At 50.2% G+C, this 9363-nt stretch carries 6 protein-coding genes and 2 rRNA genes (1 of these 8 only partly in view); 1 reads left to right on the top strand and 7 read right to left on the bottom strand.

Annotation, left to right across the window (positions count from 1 at the left end; translation table 11 throughout):
* The 3 genes from LOS79_RS29300 to LOS79_RS29290 all read right to left on the bottom strand — a co-directional run.
* Positions 1–652 (bottom strand): 23S ribosomal RNA (locus tag LOS79_RS29300); it reaches 2274 nt to the left of the window's first position.
* A gap of 246 nt (positions 653–898) precedes the next feature.
* A 16S ribosomal RNA gene (locus LOS79_RS29295) occupies positions 899–2446 on the bottom strand.
* The 16S and 23S rRNA genes sit together here, the layout of an rRNA operon.
* Positions 2447–2944: 498 nt before the next feature.
* A complete protein-coding gene (locus LOS79_RS29290; RefSeq protein ID WP_315414360.1) occupies positions 2945–3820 on the bottom strand; it encodes a nucleotidyltransferase-like protein in 876 nt (291 codons plus the stop codon).
* Between the two features lie 130 nt (positions 3821–3950).
* Here LOS79_RS29290 and LOS79_RS29285 point away from each other — a divergent pair, with 130 nt between their 5' ends.
* Positions 3951–4316: a DUF2614 family zinc ribbon-containing protein gene (locus LOS79_RS29285; RefSeq protein ID WP_315414358.1), complete on the top strand. Its 366-nt coding sequence runs from the start codon at positions 3951–3953 to the stop codon at positions 4314–4316.
* A gap of 87 nt (positions 4317–4403) precedes the next feature.
* Here LOS79_RS29285 and LOS79_RS29280 read toward each other — a convergent pair whose 3' ends face one another.
* From LOS79_RS29280 to LOS79_RS29265, 4 genes are all read right to left on the bottom strand, one after another.
* Positions 4404–6125, bottom strand: a complete 1722-nt coding sequence (locus LOS79_RS29280; protein ID WP_397386708.1) for a glycosyl hydrolase family 18 protein — start codon at positions 6123–6125, stop codon at positions 4404–4406.
* A gap of 191 nt (positions 6126–6316) precedes the next feature.
* Positions 6317–6748, bottom strand: coding sequence for a peroxide-responsive transcriptional repressor PerR (gene perR / locus LOS79_RS29275; RefSeq protein WP_315414355.1), 432 nt, complete (start codon positions 6746–6748; stop codon positions 6317–6319).
* 124 nt (positions 6749–6872) lie between these two features.
* Positions 6873–8798 carry a DUF4097 family beta strand repeat-containing protein gene (locus tag LOS79_RS29270; RefSeq protein WP_315414354.1) on the bottom strand — a complete coding sequence of 642 codons (1926 nt, stop codon included), beginning with the start codon at positions 8796–8798 and terminating at the stop codon, positions 6873–6875.
* Positions 8799–8835: 37 nt separating this feature from the next.
* Positions 8836–9309: a GNAT family N-acetyltransferase gene (locus tag LOS79_RS29265; protein ID WP_315414352.1), complete on the bottom strand. Its 474-nt coding sequence runs from the start codon at positions 9307–9309 to the stop codon at positions 8836–8838.
* Positions 9310–9363 lie beyond the last annotated feature (54 nt).

Below are 9363 nucleotides of genomic sequence, written 5' to 3'. Positions count from 1 at the left end.
ACCTTGCATGTTAAACGTAACTCGCCGGTTCATTCTACAAAAGGCACGCCATCACCCATAGATCGGGCTCTGACTTTTTGTAAGCACACGGTTTCAGGTTCTATTTCACTCCCCTTCCGGGGTGCTTTTCACCTTTCCCTCACGGTACTGTTTCACTATCGGTCGCCAGGTAGTATTTAGCCTTAGCAGATGGTCCTGCTGGATTCATACGGGGTTTCACGTGCCCCGCACTACTCGGGATCCGTCTCGGAGAGAACACAGTTTAGGCTACAGGGCTTTTACCTCTATCGCGGGCCTTTCCAGACCTCTTCACCTACCATATTCCTTTGTAACTCCATGTGAGACGTCCCACAACCCCAAGAGGCAAGCCCCTTGGTTTAGGCTGTTCCGCGTTCGCTCGCCGCTACTGACGGAATCACTATTGTTTTCTCTTCCTCAGGGTACTTAGATGTTTCAGTTCCCCTGGTCTGCCTCTGCACACCCTATGTATTCAGGTATGAGTAACTGTGCATTACCACAGCTGGGTTTCCCCATTCGGACACCCCCGGATCAAAGCTTGCTTACAGCTCCCCGAGGCAGTTTCGTTGTTCGCCACGTCCTTCGTCGGCTCCTGGCGCCTAGGCATCCTCCGTGTGCTCTTATTAGCTTAACCATGCGTTTTCCGTAGGAAAATCGCTGTATCAACTAATAACTATTTCAACTTGCTTACACAAGTTTCAGCTAAAAGATGTTCTAAAACGCAAATTCGTTTCGGTATCCAGTTTTCAAGGATCAAGATGTTACTTGAGAGCTTAAACTCTCAAAACTGACCAACGAGTGAGTAACAGGCCTAAACCTGAGTTTTGGAAGTTTAACTTCCGATTTGAATGTCTTCATTGCAGAAGACGATTCTCCATAGAAAGGAGGTGATCCAGCCGCACCTTCCGATACGGCTACCTTGTTACGACTTCACCCCAATCATCTACCCCACCTTCGGCGGCTGGCTCCCTTGCGGGTTACCCCACCGACTTCGGGTGTTGTAAACTCTCGTGGTGTGACGGGCGGTGTGTACAAGACCCGGGAACGTATTCACCGCGGCATGCTGATCCGCGATTACTAGCAATTCCGACTTCATGCAGGCGAGTTGCAGCCTGCAATCCGAACTGAGACCGGCTTTGCTGGGATTGGCTCCACCTCGCGGCTTCGCTTCCCGTTGTACCGGCCATTGTAGTACGTGTGTAGCCCAGGTCATAAGGGGCATGATGATTTGACGTCATCCCCACCTTCCTCCGGTTTGTCACCGGCAGTCACTCTAGAGTGCCCAGCCTTACCTGCTGGCAACTAAAGTCAAGGGTTGCGCTCGTTGCGGGACTTAACCCAACATCTCACGACACGAGCTGACGACAACCATGCACCACCTGTCTCCAATGCTCCGAAGAGGGGCACTATCTCTAATGCTTTCATTGGGATGTCAAGACCTGGTAAGGTTCTTCGCGTTGCTTCGAATTAAACCACATACTCCACTGCTTGTGCGGGTCCCCGTCAATTCCTTTGAGTTTCAGTCTTGCGACCGTACTCCCCAGGCGGAGTGCTTACTGTGTTAACTTCGGCACCAAGGGTATCGAAACCCCTAACACCTAGCACTCATCGTTTACGGCGTGGACTACCAGGGTATCTAATCCTGTTTGCTCCCCACGCTTTCGCGCCTCAGCGTCAGTTACAGCCCAGAAAGTCGCCTTCGCCACTGGTGTTCCTCCACATATCTACGCATTTCACCGCTACACGTGGAATTCCACTTTCCTCTTCTGTACTCAAGTCACCCAGTTTCCAGTGCGACCCCAGGTTGAGCCCAAGGTTTAAACACCAGACTTAAATGACCGCCTGCGCGCGCTTTACGCCCAATAATTCCGGACAACGCTTGCCCCCTACGTATTACCGCGGCTGCTGGCACGTAGTTAGCCGGGGCTTTCTTCTCAGGTACCGTCACTCCGGTAGCAGTTACTCTACCGGACGTTCTTCCCTGGCAACAGAGCTTTACGATCCGAAAACCTTCATCACTCACGCGGCGTTGCTCCGTCAGGCTTTCGCCCATTGCGGAAGATTCCCTACTGCTGCCTCCCGTAGGAGTCTGGGCCGTGTCTCAGTCCCAGTGTGGCCGTTCACCCTCTCAGGTCGGCTACGCATCGTCGCCTTGGTGAGCCGTTACCTCACCAACTAGCTAATGCGCCGCAGGCCCATCCTCAAGCGGCAGATTGCTCCGCCTTTCATTCTCCTCCCATGAGAAAAAAGAAATTATCCGGTATTAGCTACCGTTTCCGGTAGTTATCCCAGTCTTGAGGGCAGGTTGCCTACGTGTTACTCACCCGTCCGCCGCTAAGCATTTCCCGAAGGAAATACTCCGCTCGACTTGCATGTATTAGGCACGCCGCCAGCGTTCGTCCTGAGCCAGGATCAAACTCTCCAATTAGGTTTTTCCGAGCGGCCACTTCACCCGAATCACTCCGAGGAAATAACCATCCGAAAACTATCTAAAGAGCGATTGCTCATTTTGAAACATCTGACGAGAATTTACATTCTCTGTTTTGGAATCACATAAGTAAATTCCGATACTCACTCGTTGTTCAGTTTTCAAAGATCAAGGTCTCATCTTTCGTCGCTGTTTTTGTTTCAGCAGCGACCTTTATAATATATCATGTCGGCCTCGTTTTCGTCAAGCCTTTTTTTCAATTTCTTTTTCGGCTGATTTACGAATGCTTTGCAGCTCTTCGTTGTGTCTGAGGGACGAGTTATAATTTATCACATAAACATTGCCTAAGTCAACCCTAAATATCCCCTTCATTTTCAGCCTTTATACAGCTTGCGCTCTAATACAGAAATGCACAACAAAAAAAGAGAGTACAGTGCCTCTCTCCATACGTTTGGTGCTATTTATAACGGGCTATGTTTCATGGGAATCACTGGCGGACTATAGTGTATACCGAATCCCGTGTCCACCTCCGGCTTCAACAGCCCATGAAGTAATCTCTCTAATTAATGAACGGGAAACAAGCTTACGCAGAACAAACGGCAGCTCCGCTTGTAACTGGCTCAGGCCTGAATGCTGCAGCAATTCCTTAATACTCCAGGATTCTTTGCGGCTGCTAAGAATATTTAACAGCATGGCACAGCAATCCGTCATCTTGGACATTAAGGCAAATTCACAAGCCAGTAAAATCAGTTCGATCCGCTGCTCAAGCGTTTCTGTACTGACTGTCAATTCTTCATAAAGCTTATGAACAGACGAGTTCAAGCTCTTGACCTGTCCCCAAACCGCGGGTTCCGGAAATACCCCAGCCTCGCTTACCTCTATCCGCGCCCAATGATACAGTGCAATCAGAACGCAATTGTAGGCATCCATCGTGCAGCCTGCTTCGAGATACCGCTTGGATTTTACATACATATGTAAAAATCGGGAGAACTCCATGAATAATACCCGCTCTTTCAACGGACCTTGGAATTGTATGATTTGCTTCCGCATCTCAGCAAGTATCCCTTGCGGGTCCCAAATCACCTCACCGGACATTAAACTGGTCAGAAGTTCATTATTATCCCCTGCCATCACAGCCCGTTCCAGCGCAGACAGCCCCACGTGCACTGATTGAGTCCGCCGGTCACCTGCAATAGTATGGGTTATGATCCGCTCTGTCTCCTGTTCTTCGTGCAGCATGAGCACTACCATATCGAAATCATGCAGCAGAGCACTCTGGAATGTAGCATTGCCTCCTTGAGGCAAAGCAACGGCTCCAAGAACATTCTCATCAAACGTCTCCCCACTCAATAGGGTCAAATTAGACAGTTCCATACTTCCCTCCATCAAATTTGGCGATTTTGCATCCTGTCAGTTATAATTCTCTTACACAGGTAATATTCGACATATTCATATCAGTTCCTTCTGGGCAACCGAACTATATTTCAGTAAGGAGCAAATACTCATGAAATTTAAATCGGCCAAAATCAATGCTTTTCGTACCTGGGGACTGCTTCTTACGATGCTGGGTATGGGTCTGATGATTATGGGAACAGCAGGTATTGTATTCTGGGGCTCAGCCGGAAAGGTAATTGCTGCGGTCGGCCTGGTTATTGGTCTCGTCTCCATGATGGCCAGTCTGGCGATTTATTTCTGGGCGGGTATGCTTTCTACCAGTGCTGTTCAGCTGGAATGCCCGGAGTGCCACAAACTGACTAAAATGCTGGGTAAAACTGACCGTTGCATGTTCTGCCACACTGTTCTTACGCTTGACCCGGCACAAGCGACCATCACAGCCGATGAGCTTGAGCTTCAGCAGCTTAAGCATTAATCAACTTCGGGCATTAGGGCTTATTGAATTGATCATCATATGCCACAGAAGGGTGCTGTCCGCTATGGACAACACCCTTTTGTATGACTATTTAATAATTGCCTGCAACGCTTCCCACGCTTCCGTATTCCCGAAGCTGCGGTTCCATGCGGCTATGCCGCCAAGACCAAAGGATTGTGCAAGCTCGACTCTTGCCGCCAGCGAAACCTTATCCTCGATCCATATTTTACGAAGCACATCTTCTTCCTTATACTCCACATAATTCTGGCCCGCCGCCTTATCAAATACCGGTGTCAGCTTCTTCTCAGCCAAAATTTCCTTAACGGCATTCATACTGACAGCCTTGGAGCTGACTTTGGTTTCGCCCTTCTCCGTAGTTTCCGTCCAGATACGGGTGTACAGCGGTACGCCCAGAATCAGCTTCTCCGCCGGCACATCATCCTCTTCAATAATCCGGCTGATCGAAGAATTCACCCACGGCAGAGAAGCCACCGAGCCCGCAACAGGGCTTGCTGCCCAATGCTCATCATACGCCATGACAATCAGGAAATCCGACACGGCACCTAACGCACGGCGGTCCAGAAACTTAGACCACATCTCGCTGTTTGATTTCGGCGTAACATCAATGGACACAATCAGGTTCCGGCTCTGGGCCATTGGCTTCAGCTCCCGCATGAACTGGGTAACATTCGGCCCATCCTTGGTATATACATTCTCAAAATCAATATTGATGCCATCCAGATTGTACAGATCTGCGTACTTCAGCATTTGTACAATAGTATTCATCCGCCGGTCATACGTGGATAGAGCTTCAGTGGTGAGATCTGCTTCAAAACTGTTGCTCAGCAGTCCCCAGACCTCCATCCCCTGTCCGTGCGCCCACTCTACATAGGCACTGTCAGCCTGGCTGCGTACATTGCCCTCCACATCAACAATTCTGAACCAGGTTGGGCTAGCCACATTCACACCAGGCAACTCCGCAAATTTGGACGGATCCGGCTTACGCTCGTATACTGCCTCCCAGTACATATTAACGGCTTTGCCTTTCCAGCTTCGTTCTGCGCGCGTAGGTACAGCCGGCTGCTGGACTACGGTTTTAGTACCATCTGGTATAATGTCATCTGTCTTAACGTATCCGGTATACCCGCTGCTTACCTGAACATATAACCAGCCATCCGTGTCCGATTTCCAGATTTTCACGATAGCTCCCGGCTGCATATCCGCAACAATTGGCGCATGTACCGAAGCTTCAGTACGGAGTGCCTTCGTTCTTCCGCCTTCCTTACCTTTTACCTTTCCGAGCGGTACAGTTTCCCCGGCAGTCATAAGCAGAACAGCACCGGTACCGGTATCTTCTTCTATATCAAAGCCATACAAATCCTCTAATGTATCTGCCGGAAGATAGGTCACCCCATCTTTCTCTTCAGGCGCCAGCCGCAGTTGCAGCGGTTCATTATTCAGACTGGCTGATGTAGAATCCTCCTGCATGTACAGCAAGCTGCTGTCTGTTGACAGGATTACAGATTTACTCTCTTCTTCATAACGGATCGCCGGGTCAACATATTCCTGCAAAAGCGGCAGCGGCAAAAGCAGACTGTCTCCGGTACCCGAAGCAGAATAGCCGGTAAGCTCGCCTCCTGCAAACACAGGCTTCTCCAATCCCTTCCAGTCCGGATCCACATGTTCACGATTAGGCAATACATAATAAACAACCCAGAAGGCTGCTGCAGCTATAATTACAAGTCCTAAAAAACGGGGAAAAAGACCTCTGCGCTTTCGGCCGCGTCTATGTCTCTGGCTTCTGTCCAAAATATATCCTCCAAACGGTTGTATTTGAATGCAGGTAACTCTTCTGTTAAGTATACGCCATACCGGTCTTATAGGTTGCGTCAATCTCCTGGAAGGTTTGTATATTTGTAACAGATTAATAGAATCCGCCTCACAAAAAAACGTGCAGAACCCATGTCCGGTCCTACACGCTTATAGTTAAATTACTTATTTCAGTGCTGCTTCTCACCGCAGCACTTGCAGACGCCATACAGCTCCATGCGTAATCCATGAATCTTAAAGCCTGTAGCAGATTCGGCACGCTGCTCGACCTCATGAAGCGAGGGATAGCTGAAATCCTCAATCTTACCGCATTCCTGGCAGATGACATGATAATGATCAGACACATTGGCATCGAAACGGCTGGAGTTGTCACCGTAGGTCAGCTCACGGACCATACCCGCTTCCATAAACATCTTAAGATTGTTATACACAGTTGCCACACTCATACTTGGAAACTGGGGCTCAAGCGCCCGGTAAATATCGTCTGCCGTAGGATGATTCATCGCTTCCATCAGATACGTTAGAATCGCATGACGCTGAGGCGTAATACGGACACCAGTTGTCTTTAGTTGCTCCAATGCATGCTGTACGCCACTACCCATCCATGCCACCGCCTTTAATATACAACTTAATAATAACTCTAATGTAATTGTAAGACCGGGCTTTCAATGTTGTCAATTAAGTCATTACATTATATTTATTATTATATAATAAATATTACTTAATTCAATATTTGCTCACATTTAAATTGCTGTTTCCATCCACACGCAGCTTAAATTCACCGGTGCCGATTTGGCCGGAGAGGGTTTTACGGTCAACTGTCAATTCGGGCAGATCCGTTATAATATCCCCGTAGCCGCTGGAGCCTTCCACTGCATAATTACCCGACTCCGGCAAGTGCAGGTCGATATCTCCTACAGCACTGTAGATATCCCAGTCTCCCCCAAAATCATTTGAGCGCACAGTAATCCGGCCATTTAGTGACTCTGCCTTCAGTTTCGCCCTCACCCCGGAAATCTCAACGTTGCCGTTCTTGGTGGACAGCTCCTGGGCATCACCGCTGTCAGTTGCCGATATATTACCAACTGCCGTTGACAGCTTCAGCGCCCCGCTGACTTCCCAGGCACCCATATCTCCGCCGTTTGTAGTCAGCTCAACACCGCCCTGGACGTTTCTGGCGCGCACTGCACCGTTCAGGGTTTTGCCTTTTACATTACCGAAGATCCGGTGCAGAATAAGCTCCCCGTTCCCGGTTTCGAGTGAAATATCGGCGATGGCCTCAACATTCTGTAAAGTGAGCCCGCCGTTCATTGTACGCACATTCAGATTGAAACGCCGGTCCTCCGGCAAGGAGATATCGAGATTCATCCGCGGCTGGCGTTTGCCGGAGTCACCATACGCCTTGCCCTGGGGCGTAATCTTGATTGTCGTCCCTTCTGTTACCTCAACAAACGATTGATCCGCAATCGCTTCTGCCTGTACACCGTCCAGCTGGTCCACCCACACAGTCGCTTTGATCTCAATATCCTCCACAGCCGCCCTGTGAATCAGAATATCTCCGTTAATTGCTTCAATATCAATTGAGGACGTATTCAGCTCGACCGGAACAATCACCGGAGCCTTTTCATAACGGCCGCCTTCGGATTCCCCGTAATCCACTGCAGCAACCGTCAGATTAAGACTAACCCGGTTCCACAAATGCAGGTAATGCTCCTGCTCCGTTACAATAAATACAATGGCTCCGAGTATAACAGCAGAAATCAGCCCGCGCAGATCGGGCTTGGTTCTTCCTGTGCCAGCCCCCCTGTTCCGGCGGCGGGACAGGAAATACAGCAATAGATACTCCGCCCCCCATAATACGGGTACCACCGGCCACCATTGCAGCAGAAGCAGCATATGTTCCGTTCCTGAACGCCAGTCCAGGAGAAGCAGAACCCCGACACCAGCCAGTACAATTGCAGCAGTGTATCTGCCTGCCCGCCGGCTTCTCCGCTCCTTGCCTTGCCGGGCGAGTGCCTCCTTCGCGACTTCCCGTACGCCCACCAGCAGGCCGAGAATCATCAATAGAACCGCTACGGCAGCACCGGCGGAGTTCTGAATGAACACTTGAAGCCAGGCCGGCTTCTGGTTGAAGAGAAAGAGCAGCACTCCGCCAACAAGCAGCAGTACTCCGAAGGAAACTCCCGGCTCGCCGATCTTTACGCGGCGGCCTGTTTTTTGGGCAGAATTCTGAGTGTCCGGCAGCTCCGGGTCCTGCTCCTCAGGCAGCCGCAATATCCGGTCAGCCGACTGCAGCACATCGAACACATTGTAGAAATACATTGCCGGGATTAGCAGCGCCAGTACGATCAGCAGCGGGACATTAATCTGCATGCCGATAGATGAGAAATACAGCAAAGCCATAATATCCAGCAGAATAAGATAGATGAAAGTGATCCCTTTGCGGAGCAGTCCGAGATACAAATGCCCCGTACCGGGAATAACCGCAGCCAGCAAGCCGGCTATGAATTTGCGTTTGCGCGGACGGCGCTTTTGGCGGGGAGGAATATAGGGGGCAGCCTGTTCTTCTGCAGCATCTGTTTCCGGCATAGCTACAGCATTCTCATCATCCGGTGCGGGTATAGGGTCAGGATCCTTGTAATCGGAACTCATCCCGGCACTCCTCCTTTCAGAACATCAGGTTCGCTTATCATTGCAATCCGCCTCTGCGGTGAAATTCTACCAGCTCCACACCCGGAGCTACTTCTTCAACATTTGCAGGAATGAACCCGTATTTGGTATACAGCTGCACTGCCGGAGTATTCAGCTTGCCGGTTGACACAATAAACTGCTCCATCCCGGCATGTCTGGCAAAAATAAACTCTAACAGCCTGCCCGCCACGCCCTGGCGGAAGTGATCCGGGCTTACCATCATCCGGGTAACAGTCAGTATGCCGGGTTCCTCCTCCAATACAGCAACTGCGCCCAGAAGGTCCTCAGCATCGTTAAAGCAGCCGTAAAATTCCTCTTTGACCCGGCTCAGCATGTCCCTGGTCTCCAGCAGCGGCGGGATATCGCGGAAACCTATGATCTCCGCTTCCAGGCGGTATGCCTTATGCTGAAGGCTCCAGAGCTCACTCAGCGTCAACTCATCCTGCAGATCCAGCTTCATTATAGTATTCATCCGTACAATCCCCTTATATACTGCACAAGGCCTGCCGTTGCCGACAAGCCCTGT

Origin of the sequence: Paenibacillus sp. MMS20-IR301, from assembly GCF_032302195.1 — a bacterium.
GTDB lineage: Bacteria > Bacillota > Bacilli > Paenibacillales > Paenibacillaceae > Paenibacillus_AQ.
This window is presented reverse-complemented; position numbering and strand designations above follow the sequence as displayed.

Coding starts and splice junctions, on each gene's coding strand:
- LOS79_RS29290 (WP_315414360.1), bottom strand. CDS start 3,820: ATGGAACTGTCTAATTTGACCCTATTGAGTGGGGAGACGTTTGATGAG.
- LOS79_RS29285 (WP_315414358.1), top strand. CDS start 3,951: ATGAAATTTAAATCGGCCAAAATCAATGCTTTTCGTACCTGGGGACTG.
- perR (WP_315414355.1), bottom strand. CDS start 6,748: ATGGGTAGTGGCGTACAGCATGCATTGGAGCAACTAAAGACAACTGGT.
- LOS79_RS29270 (WP_315414354.1), bottom strand. CDS start 8,798: ATGAGTTCCGATTACAAGGATCCTGACCCTATACCCGCACCGGATGAT.
- LOS79_RS29265 (WP_315414352.1), bottom strand. CDS start 9,309: ATGAATACTATAATGAAGCTGGATCTGCAGGATGAGTTGACGCTGAGT.